The 18,626-nt window shown below is 41.0% G+C and carries 21 protein-coding genes; 15 read left to right on the top strand and 6 right to left on the bottom strand.

What is annotated here, in order from left to right:
• Nucleotides 1–26: 26 nt before the first annotated feature.
• Nucleotides 27–494 (bottom strand): hypothetical protein, encoded by a 468-nt coding sequence (locus tag WG989_RS04170; protein ID WP_340427571.1) that lies wholly within the window; start codon nucleotides 492–494, stop codon nucleotides 27–29.
• Nucleotides 495–683: 189 nt separating this feature from the next.
• Here WG989_RS04170 and WG989_RS04175 point away from each other — a divergent pair, with 189 nt between their 5' ends.
• The 6 genes from WG989_RS04175 (at nucleotide 684) to paaD (ending at nucleotide 5,370) form a co-directional block, all read left to right on the top strand.
• Nucleotides 684–1,274, top strand: a complete 591-nt coding sequence (locus tag WG989_RS04175; RefSeq protein ID WP_340427572.1) for a TetR/AcrR family transcriptional regulator — start codon at nucleotides 684–686, stop codon at nucleotides 1,272–1,274.
• Nucleotides 1,275–1,494: 220 nt separating this feature from the next.
• Nucleotides 1,495–2,577: a 1,2-phenylacetyl-CoA epoxidase subunit PaaE gene (gene paaE, locus WG989_RS04180; protein WP_340427573.1), complete on the top strand. Its 1,083-nt coding sequence runs from the start codon at nucleotides 1,495–1,497 to the stop codon at nucleotides 2,575–2,577.
• A gap of 99 nt (nucleotides 2,578–2,676) precedes the next feature.
• Nucleotides 2,677–3,642, top strand: coding sequence for a 1,2-phenylacetyl-CoA epoxidase subunit PaaA (gene paaA, locus WG989_RS04185; protein ID WP_340427574.1), 966 nt, complete (start codon nucleotides 2,677–2,679; stop codon nucleotides 3,640–3,642).
• 21 nt (nucleotides 3,643–3,663) lie between these two features.
• Nucleotides 3,664–4,029: a 1,2-phenylacetyl-CoA epoxidase subunit PaaB gene (gene paaB / locus WG989_RS04190; RefSeq protein ID WP_445298473.1), complete on the top strand. Its 366-nt coding sequence runs from the start codon at nucleotides 3,664–3,666 to the stop codon at nucleotides 4,027–4,029.
• A gap of 20 nt (nucleotides 4,030–4,049) precedes the next feature.
• Complete coding sequence (gene paaC / locus WG989_RS04195; protein ID WP_340427575.1) at nucleotides 4,050–4,787, top strand: 1,2-phenylacetyl-CoA epoxidase subunit PaaC; 738 nt, start codon at nucleotides 4,050–4,052, stop codon at nucleotides 4,785–4,787.
• A gap of 64 nt (nucleotides 4,788–4,851) precedes the next feature.
• Nucleotides 4,852–5,370, top strand: a complete 519-nt coding sequence (gene paaD, locus WG989_RS04200; protein ID WP_340427576.1) for a 1,2-phenylacetyl-CoA epoxidase subunit PaaD — start codon at nucleotides 4,852–4,854, stop codon at nucleotides 5,368–5,370.
• 72 nt (nucleotides 5,371–5,442) lie between these two features.
• Here the strand turns inward: paaD and WG989_RS04205 are convergent, their stop codons facing one another.
• The gene (locus WG989_RS04205; protein WP_340427577.1) at nucleotides 5,443–6,357 is read right to left on the bottom strand and encodes a hydroxypyruvate isomerase family protein; all 915 of its coding nucleotides are present in this window, start codon (nucleotides 6,355–6,357) and stop codon (nucleotides 5,443–5,445) included.
• Between the two features lie 162 nt (nucleotides 6,358–6,519).
• On the opposite strand from WG989_RS04205, the gene WG989_RS04210 reads away from it, so the two are divergent.
• The 4 genes from WG989_RS04210 (at nucleotide 6,520) to WG989_RS04225 (ending at nucleotide 10,567) form a co-directional block, all read left to right on the top strand.
• Nucleotides 6,520–7,482: a formylglycine-generating enzyme family protein gene (locus tag WG989_RS04210; RefSeq protein ID WP_340427578.1), complete on the top strand. Its 963-nt coding sequence runs from the start codon at nucleotides 6,520–6,522 to the stop codon at nucleotides 7,480–7,482.
• 171 nt (nucleotides 7,483–7,653) lie between these two features.
• On the top strand, nucleotides 7,654–8,973 hold the full coding sequence (locus tag WG989_RS04215; RefSeq protein WP_340427579.1) for a Gfo/Idh/MocA family protein: 1,320 nt from the start codon (nucleotides 7,654–7,656) through the stop codon (nucleotides 8,971–8,973).
• Between the two features lie 146 nt (nucleotides 8,974–9,119).
• Nucleotides 9,120–9,761 (top strand): MgtC/SapB family protein, encoded by a 642-nt coding sequence (locus WG989_RS04220; protein ID WP_340427580.1) that lies wholly within the window; start codon nucleotides 9,120–9,122, stop codon nucleotides 9,759–9,761.
• A 29-nt stretch (nucleotides 9,762–9,790) separates the two neighbouring features.
• Nucleotides 9,791–10,567, top strand: coding sequence for an enoyl-CoA hydratase-related protein (locus WG989_RS04225; protein WP_340427581.1), 777 nt, complete (start codon nucleotides 9,791–9,793; stop codon nucleotides 10,565–10,567).
• Nucleotides 10,568–10,620: 53 nt separating this feature from the next.
• Here WG989_RS04225 and WG989_RS04230 read toward each other — a convergent pair whose 3' ends face one another.
• The gene (locus WG989_RS04230; RefSeq protein WP_340427582.1) at nucleotides 10,621–12,072 is read right to left on the bottom strand and encodes a T9SS type A sorting domain-containing protein; all 1,452 of its coding nucleotides are present in this window, start codon (nucleotides 12,070–12,072) and stop codon (nucleotides 10,621–10,623) included.
• 23 nt (nucleotides 12,073–12,095) lie between these two features.
• The gene (locus WG989_RS04235) at nucleotides 12,096–13,586 is read right to left on the bottom strand and encodes a hypothetical protein (protein ID WP_340427583.1); all 1,491 of its coding nucleotides are present in this window, start codon (nucleotides 13,584–13,586) and stop codon (nucleotides 12,096–12,098) included.
• Between the two features lie 274 nt (nucleotides 13,587–13,860).
• Between WG989_RS04235 and paaI the strand changes: the two genes are divergently transcribed.
• The 3 genes from paaI (at nucleotide 13,861) to WG989_RS04250 (ending at nucleotide 15,671) form a co-directional block, all read left to right on the top strand.
• A complete protein-coding gene (gene paaI, locus WG989_RS04240) occupies nucleotides 13,861–14,283 on the top strand; it encodes a hydroxyphenylacetyl-CoA thioesterase PaaI (protein ID WP_340427584.1) in 423 nt (140 codons plus the stop codon).
• A gap of 74 nt (nucleotides 14,284–14,357) precedes the next feature.
• The gene (locus tag WG989_RS04245) at nucleotides 14,358–15,047 is read left to right on the top strand and encodes a hypothetical protein (protein ID WP_340427585.1); all 690 of its coding nucleotides are present in this window, start codon (nucleotides 14,358–14,360) and stop codon (nucleotides 15,045–15,047) included.
• A gap of 30 nt (nucleotides 15,048–15,077) precedes the next feature.
• The gene (locus WG989_RS04250) at nucleotides 15,078–15,671 is read left to right on the top strand and encodes an acyltransferase (protein WP_340427586.1); all 594 of its coding nucleotides are present in this window, start codon (nucleotides 15,078–15,080) and stop codon (nucleotides 15,669–15,671) included.
• A gap of 45 nt (nucleotides 15,672–15,716) precedes the next feature.
• Here WG989_RS04250 and WG989_RS04255 read toward each other — a convergent pair whose 3' ends face one another.
• Nucleotides 15,717–16,118: a hypothetical protein gene (locus tag WG989_RS04255; protein ID WP_340427588.1), complete on the bottom strand. Its 402-nt coding sequence runs from the start codon at nucleotides 16,116–16,118 to the stop codon at nucleotides 15,717–15,719.
• A 2-nt stretch (nucleotides 16,119–16,120) separates the two neighbouring features.
• Nucleotides 16,121–16,483: a hypothetical protein gene (locus tag WG989_RS04260; RefSeq protein WP_340427589.1), complete on the bottom strand. Its 363-nt coding sequence runs from the start codon at nucleotides 16,481–16,483 to the stop codon at nucleotides 16,121–16,123.
• A 181-nt stretch (nucleotides 16,484–16,664) separates the two neighbouring features.
• Here WG989_RS04260 and obgE point away from each other — a divergent pair, with 181 nt between their 5' ends.
• Complete coding sequence (gene obgE / locus WG989_RS04265; RefSeq protein WP_340427590.1) at nucleotides 16,665–17,654, top strand: GTPase ObgE; 990 nt, start codon at nucleotides 16,665–16,667, stop codon at nucleotides 17,652–17,654.
• 39 nt (nucleotides 17,655–17,693) lie between these two features.
• On the top strand, nucleotides 17,694–18,587 hold the full coding sequence (locus WG989_RS04270; protein WP_340427592.1) for a CPBP family intramembrane glutamic endopeptidase: 894 nt from the start codon (nucleotides 17,694–17,696) through the stop codon (nucleotides 18,585–18,587).
• The last annotated feature ends 39 nt before the right edge of the window (nucleotides 18,588–18,626 follow it).

Genomic DNA, 18,626 nt, shown 5'->3' on the forward strand with positions numbered 1-18,626 from the left:
ACGCTTACGATGATTAAAAACCCGTTTTACTTCTTATCGCTACGAACGAGGTCGAAAAACTTATTATCGCTCATGCCCAGCCAGATCATATCGATCTGATTAATGTCAAAAGCTTTATCAAAACAGATATACTGAATGTGGTTTTGTCCGGCTGGTACCGTCCACGTGCAGGCGAGGTCGCCATCTTTGGCCTGTGTGGTATAATTATAGAACATTTCGTTGTTCTTTAACTTGATATACACTTTATAATCGCTCCATTTCAGGGGATCGGCTCCCTCCTGGTTAATGACCGCCATGCGGATCTTTGTGTAGCCGGTACCATCATCACGGGTAATAAATTCATTTTTTGTTACATACACACCAATCAGAAAATTAATGGTTTTGCTGGGGTTGGAGATGCTTTCATAATAATAATAGTCAGACTGGGCTTTTGCGGGGGCAGCCATCATTATAGCTCCGCAAACAAGGGCGAGGAAAAGAAGTTTTTGTTTCATTTGATTGATTTTATTGGTTTGGGGCAACCTGATCTACCAGTAAAAACGAGGCAATGGTCGCAGCTCAACTTTCTGCAGGTAGTATCAATTGCTTTGTTGATACCTCAAATTTACTTTGCATTAAAAACCCTTGCCATACCCACCAAACGGTATTTTTAAAAAAAGACACAAACACATTACATTTGTTACATGGGAAAACTGAAAGTGCCAAAGAATGGCAACCGCAAAGACCTCATTGTAAAAGCCGGCGCCGCCCTCTTCAGGGAAAAAGGTTTTGGTGCAGCCAGTATGAGAGACCTGGCTGAGAACCTTGGTATCGAAGCAGCCAGCTTGTACAACCACATCCGCTCCAAGAACGAGATTCTGGAATCGGTATGTTTTAATGTAGCCAATCGCTTTAACCTGCATTTGGATGAAATTGAAAGTGGCAGTTTGAGTCCGATCAAAAAGATCGAGACGCTGCTTCGCTTTCATATCCAGCAGATGATCGACAACTACGAAGAAGTAATGGTGAGCGACAGAGAGTGGAAACACCTCGATGAGCCTTATCGCTCCAACTTCCACACGCAGCGTCGTAATTACAGGAAACGTTTTGCATTGATCATTGAAGAAGGAATGAAAAAAGGCGAGATCAAAAAAATTGATGCCCCAACAGCAGTTGTTATTCTGCTTCATTCAGTAAGTGGCATTGAAAGCTGGCACCGTTCCACTGCCAAGATCAGTGGTCCTGAGCTGGAAGACAATATGGTGTTGATCATGATCGACGGGTTAAGAAAATAAGATTGCTCCATTACTTCACATCAAGCTGATTGCTTTTCCAATGAAATACCTGTTTTATACTTGCGCTGTGCCTTTCAGTTTTACTACCGAAGGCGCAAACAGACAGCCTTTTGCTGAAACAAACCATTCAGGAGTTGCTGAAAAATTATTAGCGGATTGTTCAAATTGCACAACAAAAGCTGCTTAAAAGAATAAAAAGGATTAATTTTTTGATTGCCATATGTCTATCCATTTCCATGCGTTGAAAGTGAAAGAGGTTAAGAAAGAAACCAGCGACTGTGTTTCTGTTTTGTTTGATGTGCCCGAAAATCTGAAAGAAGAATTCAACTTTACACAAGGACAAAGCCTTACCATGCGTGCCACCATCAATGGTGAAGAAGTAAGACGTACTTATTCCATTTGCAGTAGTCCATTAGAACATCAACTGAAAGTAGCCATCAAAAAAGTAGAGGGTGGTTTGTTTTCCAACTTTGCCAACGAGCAACTCAAGATGAATGATGTGATGGAAGTAATGACGCCCATCGGTCGTTTCTACACAACACTTGATGCAGCCAACAGAAAAAATTATGTGGCTTTTGCGGCAGGCAGCGGTATCACTCCTCTTCTTTCCATTATCAAAACAACCCTGGCAATTGAACCGGATAGTACGTTCACTTTGGTGTATGGAAACAAAACCCGTTCATCTATTATTTTCTTTGAAGAACTGGAAGGGTTGAAGAATAAATACATCAACCGGTTTAACCTCATTCATATTTTAAGCAGGGAAAAAACAGATGCGGATCTGAATTTCGGCAGAATTACCAAAGACAAATGCAGCGATCTCTTCGACAAACTGCTGGATGTAAAAACAGCTGATGAGTTTTTCATTTGCGGACCGGAAGACATGATCTTTTCTGTAAAAGAATTTTTAGAAAGCAACGGCGTAGCTGAAAAGAAAATTCACTTTGAATTGTTTACTACACCGGGACAAAATAAGAAGTCAGAGGTAAGAAGTACGAAGTACGAATCAAACGGCCCGCAAAGCAATATTACGGTTAAGTTAGATGGACGGAGTTTTGATTTCTCCATTCCGCTCAACAGCGATACAACCATTCTTGATGCTGCTATGCAACAAGGTGCCGATGTGCCTTATGCCTGCAAAGGCGGTGTATGCTGCACCTGCAAAGCCAAGCTATTGGAAGGTGAAGTAAAAATGGATGTTCATTGGGGTTTAGAGCAGGAGGAAATTGAACAGGGTTTTATTCTTACCTGTCAGGCCCACCCCACAACCGCAAACGTAACGGTTGATTTTGATGTGAAGTAAGCACTCACATTTTAGCATGAGATAATCTGTACAAACAATAAACAAAAACCACAAACAGGCGTTAGTTTTGACTAAATTTGTGGTTTCTAAAGCATTGTTATGTCAGTACACGATTTTGAACAAGTATTTCAATCGAAGATCGATCAGGAAATAAAGATCGAGCCAAAGGAATGGATGCCCGATGCCTACCGGAAAACGAATATCCGGCAGATCAGTCAGCATGCGCACAGCGAAATTGTGGGTATGTTGCCCGAAGGCAACTGGATTTCCCGTGCTCCATCGCTCAAACGCAAGGCTATTCTGATGGCGAAGGTGCAGGATGAAGCCGGACATGGTTTGTACCTCTATTGTGCTGCTGAAACATTGGGCATGAGTCGTGAACAAATGATCGACGACCTGCACAGCGGCAAAGCCAAATACTCTTCCATCTTTAATTATCCCACTTTAACATGGGCCGATATGGGTGCCATCGGTTGGTTGGTGGATGGCGCTGCCATTCTCAATCAGGTAATGTTGTGCCGCACCAGCTACGGACCATATGCCAGAGCGATGGTGCGAATTTGTAAAGAAGAAAGTTTTCATCAACGCCAGGGATTTGAATCGTTGCTTGTTTTATCAAAAGGAACCGATGAACAAAAAGCGATGTGCCAGGACGCCATCAACAGATGGTGGTGGCCGAGCCTGATGATGTTTGGACCTAAGGATAGTGAAAGCACCAACAGCGATCAAAGCATGAAGTGGAAGATCAAACGCAAAACAAATGATGAGCTGCGTCAGCAGTTTGTAGACATGGCGGTTGAACAGGTGAAATTGTTAGGTATGACCTTGCCCGATCCGGATTTGAAATGGAATGAAGAACGTGGTCATTACGATTTTGGTGAAATTGACTGGAACGAATTCTGGAATGTGGTGAAAGGAAATGGTCCTTGTAACAAACAACGTTTAGAAGCACGCCGCAAAGCACACGAAGAAGGAAGATGGGTGCGTGAAGCAGCGGCAGCGCATGCGGAGAAACAAAAGGCCTCCCTAAATCCCTCCAAAGGAGGGACTTTGGCAGCAGCTTGATTAATCTTAAAATTTTGAATGATGAACTTTCAGATAAGAAAATTTTATTACGGCGATATTCCTGAAGAAAAAGGAGGAGGCAGTAATTATCAGACACAAGCTGATGCGGCCGCCTGGCCTTTGTGGGAAGTATTCATCCGCAGCAAGCAAGGTCTCGATCACAAACATGTGGGTAGTTTAAAAGCTGCTGATGCACAAATGGCCATTGAAAATGCACGTGATGTTTATACACGACGAATGGAAGGTGTAAGCATCTGGGTGGTTGAAAGCAATTACATTCATGCGAGTAATCCTGATGAAGCAGAAAGTTTATACGATCCTGCGAATGATAAAGTATACCGTCATCCTACTTTTTATGATTTGCCTGATGAGGTGAAGCATATGTGATCTTAATTGATAATTTTTCAATGGATAATTCTCTAATCAACTATACGCTACATTTAGCAGACACAACGCTTATTCTTTCTCAACGAAACAGTGAGTGGTGTGGACATGGACCAATACTGGAACAGGATATTGCCATCACCAATATCTCATTGGACTTACTCGGGCAGGCAAGAAATTTTTATCAATACGCTGCTTCATTGATGAATGATGGATCAACTGAAGATTCATTAGCCTATTTGAGAACAGAACGGGAGTTTAAAAATTTATTGCTTGTTGAACTGGAGAGTGGCGATTGGGGACAAAGCATCTTACGTCAATTTCTCTTCAGCCAATTTCAACATTTACTGTTTCAACAACTGCAACAAAGCAGTAATGAACAGTTAGCAGCTATTGCAGCAAAAGCTATTAAAGAAACAACCTATCACCTTCGTTGGAGCAGTGAATGGGTGATTCGTTTGGGCGATGGAACAGAAGAAAGTCATAAACGTATACTGCATGCCATTGATGAACTGTGGCGTTACACCGGCGAACTGTTTGAAGCAGCAGATTATGAAACAGCAATGGGCATTGACCTTGCTTCCATCAAACAATCATGGACAGAAAAAGTAACGGCAGTGTTTGATGAAGCAAAACTCCCTGTTCCTGAAAATGTATTTATGCAGTCGGGTGGTAAGAAAGGAATTCATACAGAACAACTCGGTTATATCTTAACAGAATTACAATACCTGCAACGCACTTATCCGGGAGCAAAGTGGTAAAGCCCCACCTCGAACTACGTTCCTTCCTTACAGGAACCCCGAAGGGGAGGGATAATTCAGCAACATGAATAATATCGAACAACATATTGATGCTTCCGCAGCAGAACAAAAAATCTGGTCGATACTTGCAACAGTAGTTGATCCGGAAGTTCCTGTGTTAACGGTACTTGATTTGGGAATTGTTCGGGATGTAATAATTAATGCAAGTGAAGTTGAAGTGATCATCACTCCCACTTACACCGGTTGTCCTGCCATGGATATGATTGCCATGAACATTCGTCTTGCATTAGCTGAGCAGGGATATAAACAGGTAAAAATTACGTCTGTACTTTCTCCTGCATGGACAACTGATTGGATGACCGAAGCAGGAAAAGAAAAACTGAAACAATACGGCATCGCTCCTCCTAATCCCAAGCAACAGGTTTGTAACGATCAATTGTTTGCGGCAAATGAAGCGGTTCAATGTCCGCACTGCAACTCACATCACACGCACCGCATCAGCGAGTTTGGATCAACGGCCTGCAAAGCATTATATCAATGCGATGATTGCAAAGAGCCGTTCGATTACTTCAAATGCCATTGAGGATTTTAGATTTGGGATTTACGATTGCAGATTGATTCTAAGTAATGCCAGCAAATCTGAAATCTGCAATCATCAGAAGCTATCTGCTTCACGATATGCTTTTATCAAAGCCAGCTCACCTTCTTTACCAGGCCCAGCATTACCATGTTCCATACCCATAATTCCTTTGAAGCCCTTCTTGTGAATATGTTTGAAGATGTTCCTGTAATTCATTTCACCGGTGCCGGGTTCTTTACGGCCGGGGTTATCACCGATCTGGAAATAAGCGGTTTCTTCCCAAACACGATCGATGGATGCAATGATGTTTCCTTCGTTGCGTTGCATGTGATACATATCAAACAAAAACTTGCACGACGGACTGTTCACTGCTTTACAGATCATATAGGTTTGATCAGTGCCACGTAAGAACAGATCATTGTTGTCGCTCAACGCTTCAAGCACCATGATCAAACCATGTGGCTGTAATATTTCAGCACCTTTACGCAAAGCGGTGATCACATTTGCCGTTTGCAGATCGAGTGATAAACGACGATCATAATTTCCCGGTACAACGGTTAACCATTTTGCATTGCAACGCTTGGCTACTTCTACTGCTGTTTTACAATCCTTCATCATCTTATCAATCCATTCTTGCTTGCCTGTTGTAAGCGATGTGATCCAATGCCAGTTATCAGATGTAATGACAAACACACCCATACGCATACCCAGCTTTGCCAACAAATCACCAATCTTCTTTTGTTCATCTGCAGGGCGGCCCATCATACCATTGTCTTCAATACTACGAAAGCCCTGATCATATGCCCAGCGGATCTGATCTAAAAAACTTTCGCCGCCATGATTTTTAAACATCCCTGCATGAAAAGCATAATCGAGTTGAAAAGGTTTTTCTGCTGCCTGAGTTTTATTTGATTCTGCTAACACACCTGCGCCTGTTACGGTTGCTGCACCTGCTAATACCGATTGTTGAAGAAATTGTCTGCGTTGCATAGTTGTTTGTTTGGGTTCTCAATTTAACGACTATGTTTCAATAATTAAGAACTCCATTTATCCGGCTGCGCAAACGGTTTCGCAGGCAAAAGAGGTACCATTCACATTTCGCTAACAAGTGTAACCATTAGTTTCAGTAATTTCCATGTTCCTATTTCAATCATGAAGAAGTTATTATTATCTATTCCGTTTTTTGCAACGATTTTACTTGGTAAGAGTCAAACGGCCGATACATCATTCCGTACCTATCTGCAAGCTATTCCTTCCGGCAGTTTACAAAGCAAAATGATCGCCATCCCTGCAGGATCATTTATGATGGGAAGCAGTGATGCCGACAAACTGAAAGAAGCAGATGAAACGCCGCAACGACAGGTGAAAGTAGATGCTTTCTGGATGGGAGCTTATGAAGTTACCTATGATGAGTTCAATGCTTTTTTCCTTGACGAATCAATCAGTCAAAATACAGTTGTTGATGCAGTAACAAGACCAAGCTCTCCTTATATTGATATGACATTGGGCATGGGCAAAGAAAGTGGCTTCCCTGCTAACAGCATGCAGCAATATGGTGCATTGATGTATTGCAAATGGTTGTATAAAAAAACAGGTGTGTTCTTTCGTTTGCCAACAGAAGCAGAATGGGAATATGCCTGTCGTGCTGGTGCAACAACTGCTTACCCGTTTGGCACAGATACAAAACAATTAGAGAAGTTCGCATGGTTTAAAACCAACAGCGATAACCGTTATCATAAAGTTGGAGAGAAACAACCAAATGCATGGGGCTTGTATGATATGTTGGGCAATGTTGGTGAATGGGTGTTAGATCAATACAGTGAAACGTATTTTACAACTATTGGTGATAAAGCAAGCAATCCATTGATTGAACCAACAGCACGTTACCCAAGAACAGTGAAAGGCGGCACTTACCAGGATGAAGCAAAGGAATTACGTAGTGCAAATCGCATTAAGTCTGATCCTGTATGGAACCGTCGTGATCCGCAGATACCAAGAAGCAAATGGTGGAATGCTGATGCGCCGTTTATTGGTTTTCGCATCATCCGTCCGTTGAAACAACCAAGTGCGGAAGAAGCAGAAGCATTTTTTCAAAAGTATTTCGGTGAAGACTGAAGAAATGTACGAAGGAAGATGTACGATGTACGAACGCTCCGTCAGACGCCCTCGCCGGACGTGTAACATCAAGAGGTAAGGAATTGGGATTTAGGAATTGAAAGAACTTCAGTGTTTCTGAGGCTTAGTGATAAATTAAAATTATAAACTGTAAATATCTAAACCATCTTCATGAACAACGATAACAAATCACGCAGGGATTTTGTAAAAAATTCTTCGCTGCTTGCCGGTGGTCTCATCATGAGTCCCCTCTTTTCAAATGCTAATTTCTTTTCCGGTGCCGATGAAACTATCAAGGTTGCATTGGTTGGTTGTGGCGGTCGTGGTACCGGTGCTGCCATGCAGGCATTGCTCACAAAACAAAATGTAAAACTGGTAGCAATGGCCGATGCATTCCGTGACCGCATCGACAACTGTTATAGAACATTAACGAAAGATGATGGATCAGGTTCTTCTGTTAAATCAAGAGTTGATGTTCCTGAGGAGCGCAAGTTTGTTGGCTTTGATGCTTATGCAAAAGCAATTGCATTGGCTGATGTGGTGATCCTTACCACACCTCCGGGTTTCCGCCCAATTCATTTTGAAGAAGCGATCAACAAAGGCAAGCATGTGTTCATGGAAAAACCGGTAGCAACTGATCCTGTTGGTATTCGCAGAGTGTTGGAAGCTGCTGAAAAGGCAAAACAACAAAAGCTGAACGTGGTGGTTGGTTTGCAACGTCGCTATCAAAATTCTTACCGTGAATTATATAAACGCAAAGACGTAATTGGTGACATCACATCTGCACAAGCCTGGTGGAACAATGATGGTGTTTGGGTGAACAAACGCAAATACGGACAAACAGAAATGGAATACCAGATGCGTAACTGGTATTACTTCAACTGGCTTTGCGGCGATCATATCGTAGAACAACACATTCATAATATTGATGTGGTGAACTGGTTCAAAGGTGGCTTCCCTGTTAAAGCACAAGGTATGGGCGGAAGACAAGTACGTAAAGGAAAAGATCATGGTGAAATTTTCGATCATCACTTTGTTGAGTTTACGTATGCCGATGGTTCTGTGCTGAACAGTCAGTGCCGTCATATTCCTGGTACCATGAGTCGTGTAGATGAATTGATCGTTGGTACCAAAGGAAGTATTAAAGGTGATGCAGCAACAATTCTTGATGCAAAAGGAAAACCCATTTTCCAGTTCGATAAGAAAGGAGAAAACAATCCTTACCAGAACGAACATGATGAACTGTTTGCAGCCATTGCAAAAGGTGAATACAAATTTGCTGATGCAGAAATTGGTGCTAAGAGTACACTTACTGCAATCATGGGTCGTATGGCAACATATTCCGGCCAAATGCTTGAGTGGGATAAAATTTTAGCATCCAACCTCAATCTTCAACCAAAGAAATACGATTGGGATGCAGCACCTCCTATTCTTCCAAATGATGATGGTTATTACCCTGTTGCAATACCGGGTGTTACAAAATATGTGTAAATAGTTTTCATTGATAAAAAAGCCATCAGTTAGTGATGGCTTTTTTTTATGCGTTATAAACAGCATAAAACTTTCCCGCTTACCCACTTCCCCGCATATCTTAAACTACATTTTACTAACTTGTCTTGGCTTAAAGGATACAACTTATGGATATTACCATTTACTTAGAAGAAGCCGCACAGGTTTCTGCTGCATTCATCATTGGTGCAGTTATTGGACTTGAACGTGAGTTCCGCAATAAACCTGCAGGTTTTCGTACCATGATCTTCATTTGTGTTGGTTCCTGTTTGTATACCATTCTTTCAAAAGAAAGTAACACCGTTAGTCCGGATCGTATTGCCAGCAATATTGTAACAGGTGTTGGTTTTATTGGAGCAGGTGTAATTTTTAAGGAGGGTATTTCAGTAAACGGCTTAACCACATCAGCACTCATCTGGATCATAGCGGCATTGGGCATGGCTATTGGTTATAAAAACTATCCAATAGCGATTGTTGTAACAAGTATGGTAGTAATTGCCTTATTTGTTCTGGAGCCGGTACAACGTTTTATCAACCGCTTCCACAAAGTGAAAGATTATAAGATCAAAACATCCGACACAACCGATGCGTTAAAAAATGAAATGGAATCCTTTTTCGAATCGCACGATATCAGTTACCGCTGCGTAAAAATGAACAAAGAAAATAACGAGGCTATTTATGTCTACCGTATTGGTGCTCCGAAGGATGATTACGATATTGTAAATGAATTTCTGTTAAAACATAAAAGCATCAATAGCTTTGATATTTAATTTTTTACTGACTCTATAACAATTGCTTTATGTCATCCATTCTGTTTGAAATAAAAGATTCCATCGCCTTTATTACACTCAATCGTCCCGATAAATTCAATTCGTTTAACCGTGAGATGGCATTGTTGCTGCAAAACAAGCTGGATGAATGTGCATCAATGCAGGAAATACGTTGTGTATATATCACCGGAGCAGGAAAGGCTTTCTGTGCCGGACAGGATATTGGTGAGCTTGTTGGTGAAAATAAAATTGAGTTGGCACAAATTTTATCAGAACATTACAACCCAATTGTGAAACGTATCCGCAATTTGCCAAAGCCGGTAATTGCAGCAATAAATGGAGTGGCAGCTGGTGCGGGTGCCAACATTGCTTTGTGTTGCGACATTGTGGTTGCTGCAGAATCAGCTTCGTTTATCCAGGCGTTTTCTAAAATCGGATTGATCCCCGACAGTGGCGGTACGTTTACACTTCCCCGTTTGATCGGTTGGCAAAAAGCAAGTGCGTTAATGATGACGGGCGACAAAGTTTCTGCGAATGAAGCCGAACGACTGGGTATGATCTACAAAGTATTTGCCGATGTAACGTTTGAAGAAGAAAGTAAAAAAATTGCGAATACTATTTCGCTAATGCCAACGAAAGGCCTGGCTTATACCAAACAGGTGCTGAATGCTTCGCTCACCAATTCATGGGATGAGCAACTTCAACTGGAAGATGCGTTTCAACAGAAAGCCGCTTCAACAGAAGATTATCAGGAAGGCATCAATGCCTTCTTAGAAAAAAGACAGGCGGCATTCAAAGGAATATAAAGGCCCGTCACAAAAAAATGTAACGGGCCGGGCAGGTGGTTTCGGAAGCTATCTTAATTAGCTTTAATAAAACGGAACGTTTGCATATTCCCTACATCATCTTTTAATTGCAGAAGATATGACCCTGCAGAAAGAATCCCCAGGTCAAAATTCATTTTATGATCCCCTTTTGTAAAATGTTGGTTGTATTTATAGATCAACACGCCCGATGCATTGGTAATAGTTGCAGTAATGAATGCATTTTGCTGTAGCGAAAAACTGAGGGTTGTTTTATCTTTTACCGGGTTTGGATAAAGCGTAGCTCTGTTGGTTGCAGCAACATTGATCCGGATCGTTTTTGAATATCCGATCGTTCCATCAACATCCACTTGCTTAATACGATAATAAAATGATCGGTTATTGATTTGCTGATGAGTAAACTGATACGAACGCAATCTGTTACTGTTGCCTGCAGCCACTACTCTTCCTTCTTCTGTAAAATCAGTTCCGTTCAATGAAGATTCAACTGTATAAAAAGCGGTATGCTGTTCTGATGCAGTTGACCAGTTGAGTATATTTTCATTCCCGTTATTCTTACCTGTCAATTCCAATGAACCAGCCGGTAAAATAGCCATCAACATGGTTACTGCAAAGGGAGAAAAACTTGTAAACCCTGAACGTGTAACCGTGTAAGGGTTCATTCCGGATGCCATAATGTTTAACATTCCATAATCCCAGGCGGATGATGTGTAATGTGCAAGACGACTGAATACTCTATTGAAGCCTGTAAGCTCTAATGATGCAGGCCATTGGCAGGTAAGGGTAGCGCTTGAACCACCATTCACCGTTTCGGAAACCATCCATGTTGCATTAACAGAGTTCGAATTCATCGTGTTGCCGGTTATTCCGTTTGTATAAACAGCAGTCAGCATTCGCACATTAAATACATCTGTGGTTGAAAACATTGCCAGTGAAATGGTGATCGGCGTATAAGCTACAGAAGTACCAACCGGAAAAGTTTTTGTGTCCAAGGCAGCTATCTGTTGTTTCAATTCACCTGTGCCGGTCGCAATTAAATAGGTATCGGTTCCGCCTCCAACGATGCTTGCGCTGTTTCCAATCGTCATATTATAATTATCGAGTGATAATTTACCTGCAGTTAACGTTAATGTATTATTCACTGTTACAGCGGAGGAGAGCGTTGCAAGACCAGATGCTTTGTTGATGGTGAGTTTATAAAAAGGCGAAGTGCCCGTTGTAGTAATGTATTGTGCACCTGTACCATTTAATGTAAGCTCACCGGTACCAACCGGAGTTGAAGCTTGGTTATTTGTATAACTTTCTTTCACATAAAATCTTCCATTGTTGGTCAGGGATGCAGAAGAAGCATTTGTGAAATTACCAGTAACAGAAACAGTATCTGTATTGCCCGTAATATAGAAAATCCCGTTGTTCGTAATATCAACTTGTGCATTTGTAAGAAGTACAGTGCAAAAAAATAAACAGGAACAGATTATTTTCCTCATAGCATTTGAATATTTATCCCGGTTTATTTAATGGTCAGGTTCATTGTTTCAACCGTCATGCTGCTGGCATCAGATGTGTTAGCTGCCCAAATTTCAACATAATCGTTTGTTGAAAGCTGCACGGTGCAGGTAATTGTAAGTGAGCCTTTATCTACACCCGTAGATAAACGCATTGCCTGTTCTGATTCAGGAAGTTTTACCCCGTTTTTATAAATGTAGAAGGAAAAATATTTATTGGCTGACTGTGAAGTAACACTCACAGACGCCACTACAGAAAACCGACGGGTTTTAATACCATCATACACTAACCTGTTACTTGTTGATGAACTAACCCTGAAAAAACCAACGCCAGTTGTTGTGCATAATACTTTTGTAGGCGTGTTAACGGCTGAAAATGTTGTTGCAGCAGCAGACGTAAGATAAAGATTACCTGTTGCCACATCATCTTTTTCGGTAGTGATACCGGGACATTCCACTTCCCATTTTCCGGAGAAGGTTCCGTTCACCCTTGTTCCGGTACCCATCATCGCTGTATTCTTGAATGTTGCGGCATCTGTAATATCTACAATACCTGCTACATCAAGTTCTACTGCTGAGTTAGCACTCGAACCATGACTAAACCCACCGAGTTTTTCAATCATTGAAAATGTTCCTACCAATTTCTCAAACGTATTAGAGTTTGTAGAGAACCAGGCTGTATTATCCAATAAAAGATGGTTCACATCCTGGTAGGTAATACCATTTGTGTTGCCTGAATAATTTACAACACTGAAGAAAACAATGTATCCTCCTTTCACTAAGCCAACATCTTTACAGTTGGCAATTACATTATCTCTGAAAACAAGATTTTCAGTTGAGGCAAGATCTAGATTAAAAAGCTTTGCACCGGTAGTAATTGCTGCCAGTGTAAGTGTTTTAATGGTTCCGCCTTTTGTACCGGTAAACAATTCGCCACTGGCCGGAGTATAGATCAGTTTATCATTATTGGCATCTTTCCCGATCAAATAGCAACCATTTAAGTTGATCTTACTCGTAAGCATGATGGTACCGTTAATTTCATAGGTAGTACCGGCAGCTAATGTAATAACACCCGATACAGGTGCAGGTAAATCGGCAGTAGATTGTACTAACACAAAATTATTTCTGGCTTTTACTATACCGGAACTGATGATGTTCCAGTTACTCCCGTCACTGATCACAGTCACCGTTGCTTTGGAATTAGAAAGTAACAGCGCTGTATTCCCGTCAATTGTTTGGGATGATGTGGTTGCCAGCGTTACAACGGGCATCGGTGTTGTTGAGCTGATATTTTTTATTGTGTACATTCTTCCTGCACAGGCGCTGGCGTTCGGCAGCGTAACGGTTGCAGCTGAGGCGCCGGTAAACAATAAGGTTTGATCAGTAGAGCCAGCCGTGGTAGAAGATGTAAAACTTCGGGAGTTGAGTGATAATGACCCACGTATATCTAAAGTAGATACGGGCGACGTGGTTCCGATCCCAATCTGGGCATTCACATTTACCAAACATGCACAAAAAAATAAAGCAAAAACGATTTTCATTGGATATGGAATAAGGATTATAAATTAAAGCGAACCTTACGTTCGAATTAAGAAGTAAAAGTAGACGAACTAATCAGTTTCCTTTATAGAACATTAATCTAATGTTTACTCGTTTTTCTACTACAATTGTCTATTTAACCCTTATTCCTTCTACTTGTTTTTACTTAGCAGAATCCGTGGCTCGTTCGATGAAAATGAAGCATTTGAAAATAATGATGTAAACTTGATCATGAGCACAGATCAAACTGCCGAAAATGTTGTTTCTCACATGATGCAACACGACCTGTTCAGCCAATGGCTGGGCATTGAAGTAATACACATTAAAGAAGGATACAGTAAAATAAAAATGACGGTACGTCCTGAAATGATCAACGGCTTTGGGATCGTACATGGAGGCGTTGCTTTTTCGTTGGGCGACAGCGCCTTTGCATTTGCCTGCAATAACCGGAATAATTTATCAGTAGCATTAGACACATCCATCAATTTTATTAAGCCCGTACATGTGGGTGATGTATTAACAGCTGAAGCAAAAGAATTGCACAACGGCCGATCAACAGGTTTGTATCATATTCAGATCTTTAACCAGAAAGATCATTTGGTAGCACAGTTTAAAGGAACCTGTTACCGCACAGGCAAGCCACTTATTTCATAACGATCATTGTAAGAACAATCCTTTTTTTATACTTTGTAAAAGGAGTCCCCTCTTTTCACCCAAAATCAAAGTATATGAAACAATTATCGTATTGGGCTAAGCTTCATCCAAAAACAGCAAGAGTTAGTATCATCTTGCTTCATATCCCTTTAAACATTGCAGGTATTGTAACGGGTTTACTTTTATTCGATCTCAATGTTTCAATGGGGCAAGCATTTATTTACTCTCTCATTACCATTACACTACTTTTATTTCTTTTTGAACGGAAGAAAACTCCTTACTACACCCGGAAATTTCTGCATCTCACCATGGCAGTATGTACGTATTTACTATTTGTTTTTGCAGGAAACCAGGTACATCAACCGAAACCTTATTTCCCGTTCAGCCAATCTGTTAATGCAGTTGGAACCTCCTTGTTATCAACAACCATTTCTAAACCCTTACAAGCGAAAGAAAAAAAGCCGCAAAAAAAATTAAGCCGGAAGGAATCGAAGAACCTGTTTCTAAAAGTTGATGAAAAAGTTAACAACTTACCGCTTTGGGCGAAAATAGTTTTGATCTTTTTGGCGGTTGTTGTTGCAGCAGGTCTTCTGTATGTACTGGCAGCATTGGCATGTACAATTTCCTGTAATGGCTCCGAAGCATTGGCTGTAATTGTTGCACTCGTGGGTACATTTGGAATTGTATTTGGCGCTATTCGTTTAATTCAGGCTATTCTCGGAAAAAAACGAAGGAAAAAGAGAAGTACATCAACCACAGATTGATTTTACCTTCGTATCAATTTTTGCTTAGTCATGATTTATTCCTTCAAAGGTTTTATACCGGTTGTACATGAAACTTCGTTTGTACATCCGCAGGCAACAGTAACCGGCAATGTAATTATTGGCAAGCATTGTTATATTGGACCCGGTGCTGCATTACGTGGCGATTGGGGTGGCATTGTTTTAGAAGATGGTTGCAACGTGCAGGAGAATTGTACCATTCATATGTTTCCCGGAGTTACGGTTTTGTTGAAGGAAGGAGCACATATTGGTCATGGTGCAGTCATACATGGTGCAACTATTGGCCGCAACTGTTTGGTTGGGATGAACAGCGTGATCATGGATAATGTTCAGTTGGGTGATGAATGTATTGTTGGCGCCCTGAGTTTTATTAAAGAGGGTGAAGTGTTTGAACCACGCAGTTTAATTGTTGGCAACCCTGCAAAAAAAATAAAAGAAGTGAGCGATGAAATGGTCGGTTGGAAAACAAAAGGAACACAACTCTATCAATCATTACCTAATGAAATGATGGAAGAATGGGAAGCTTGTGAACCGTTACGGAAAATTCCTGCCGACAGACCAGCACAGGAAAAATTATATGAGAACTGGAAGAAAATGAAAGAATAAATTTAAAAAGCCCCTGTCGTAACAGGGGCTTTCTCTTTCTAAAATTTATGCATTTCGTTGTTCAGCATTTCTCACTATTTCGGCAATGCGACTTTTCTCTTTCGAAACTCTTCTTCCACGAAAGAAGAGGTAAAGATTAAAGAACAACATAATGCCTAAATAAATACTAAAGCCACCAATTTTGTAACTCAGTATTTCAAGCATTGTTTGTCCGTCCAGAATTTCTGCTGCTATTTCCATGATCACTAATGCAAAGCCAAGATTCAATAAATAAAATCCTGTTTTAAATAAGGTATTGGTTGATGTGGCTATTTCTTCTTTGCCATGAAAAATATCAAGCATGAATGTTCGGCTGTTTTTAAACAATACATAGGCTACATACCAGGTAAGAGAAATAACAATTGGAAGATAAATAAGGTAGGCGGCGAAGTTGAAAGAAGCTTTCATGATCATTTGTTTTTAGAAGTGAGGGGAGATTGTTTTTGTTTGCTCAGAAAATAAATAACTGTCATGTTGATGAAATGAATCACTCCGAGTGTCAGCATAATGCGGCCGGTCATGATGCAGATACTGGTGAACAGATCGATCCAGTTTGTAATTGTTTCCCAAACGCTGATCATCATTGCAGCATAACCAAGGTTGAGAAGGTAATAGCCCACAAGTAATAACCTGTTGATGAAATTTGTCAGCGCTTCATCTCCGTTGAGTAAGTTGAGAATATAGAGCCTGCCATTTGTGTAAAACCGAAGCCCAACATGTACTGTAATAAGATAAGTGAGCAGTAAGTAAACGACGTAGGCGATTATGTTCATAAAATCCGTTTGATTGAATGACAGAACAAACTTAAACCATATTTTCCGAATTTTCAATATTTTCTGAAAATTAAATTTACTTACCCTGTTTAGTAATGTGATTTAGTACAAGAGTGCGACGCCAATGCAGTTGAATAGAAATACGGCTGCTCGGCCCATAAAAACTATCTTTGCCGCCAGCATGGAAAAGAATTTCATTGATTACATACGGGTATTTTGCCGCAGCGGACATGGTGGTGCAGGCATTAAGCATTTTATGCGCAATAAGTTAACTGCTATGGGCGGGCCCGATGGTGGCGATGGTGGCCGTGGTGCACACATCATTTTACGGGGTAATTCGCAACTGTGGACCCTGTTACACCTCCGCTATTACAAAAACGTATTAGCCGATGATGGCGATCCCGGCGGCAAAAACAATATGACCGGAAAGGATGGCAAAGACATTATTATTGAAGTACCGCTTGGTACCATTGCCCGTGATGAAGTAACCGGTGAAGTAAAGGCTGAAATTCTGGAACATGGTCAGCAGGTGATATTAATGAAAGGCGGACGTGGTGGTTTGGGCAATGCCAATTTTGCAACGCCTACCAACCAGGCACCTGAACATGCACAACCGGGTGAGCCGGGCGTGGAAGGTTGGATGCAATTAGAATTGAAAGTGTTGGCTGATGTTGGGTTGGTTGGATTTCCCAATGCGGGGAAATCAACGTTACTCTCATCGATCACTGCTGCTAAACCAAAAATTGCTGATTACGCATTTACTACGCTTACGCCACAACTGGGCATGGTGGAATACCGTGATGGAAAAAGTTTTTGCATTGCCGATCTGCCGGGAATTATTGAGGGGGCTGCTGAAGGCAAAGGGCTTGGTCATCGTTTCCTTAGACACATTGAACGGAATGCAGTATTGCTATTTTTAATTCCGGCCGATTGCAATGATCACAAAAAAGAATTCGAAATTCTGCACAATGAACTGGAAGAATATAACCCGGAAATGCTGCAGAAAGAATTCATCATTGCTGTAAGTAAAAGCGATATGCTGGATGATGAATTGAAAGAAGCCATTGAAAAAGAGTTGCCGAAAAATATTCCGCATGTATTTATTTCTGCTGTTACAGGGCAAGGGTTGGTGGAGCTGAAAGATATTCTGTGGCAGAAGTTGAATGCATAAATAGCGTTGCATATTTTCAGCAAATCATAACGAATCGTTTTGAAAAACCTGATTGCACTTACAGCAACAGACCTGTTGCAACCTGCATCCTTTAAAAAATATCTTGCTGCTTTTGGCATTATTGCCATTGCGTGTTACCTCAACTATTATGCTGATGTTTCGTTGTGGTTGAAAAGAGAACCGTTTCACATTTCATTGACCTGGTACAGTGTTCTGTTTGCTGTTTTTTTTGCGGCCGGTATTCTCATTGAAGCAGGAACCGGTTTTTTCAGATACAAAAGTGTACAACTACTGTTGATTGCAGCACCGGTATTGTTTGCACTGAAAGTAGCTACCCCATTTTATCATCTTCTGCCTTTTGCTGAAGGAAGCCCTTACCAAAAAATATTTCAGCAACCGGCTACCTGGTTCGGCGGACTTATTCTGTTCATCAGCTCATTGTTGTTTTTACATCGCTTTACAGAAAAACAAAACGGACTGTACGGCACAGTCAAAACAGTTTCATTGCAAACTTATTTTTTATTAGTGCTCATGATGGTTCCGTTGCTCATTTGGGCATCACTACAAACTGATTTTTCGGCCGTATATCCCAAAGCTCAAATTGTAGCTGCCCAATTAGGTACACAAGCAAAACCATGGCACTACGTATTATTTGAAACCACCTATGCTTCCGATTTCATCAGCATTGAATTATTCTTCCGTGGATTTCTAATTATTACACTTGGGAAAATTATGGGAAGGCAATGTCTACTGCCGATTGCACTCTTCTATTTTTCCATCCATTTAGGCAAACCAATGATGGAAGCGATCAGCAGTTTTTTTGGCGGATTGATACTCGGTGCTATTTCTTACAACAGCAAAAGCATCTGGGGCGGTTTATTGGTACATGTAAGTATTGCATTGCTGATGGAGTTATTCGGGTTCTTATTTTAACAGTGCAGTTGGAGTGCTTTCGTTAATTTTAATATTCAT

This window comes from Lacibacter sp. H407, from assembly GCF_037892605.1.
In the GTDB taxonomy this organism is placed as follows: Bacteria; Bacteroidota; Bacteroidia; order Chitinophagales; family Chitinophagaceae; genus Lacibacter.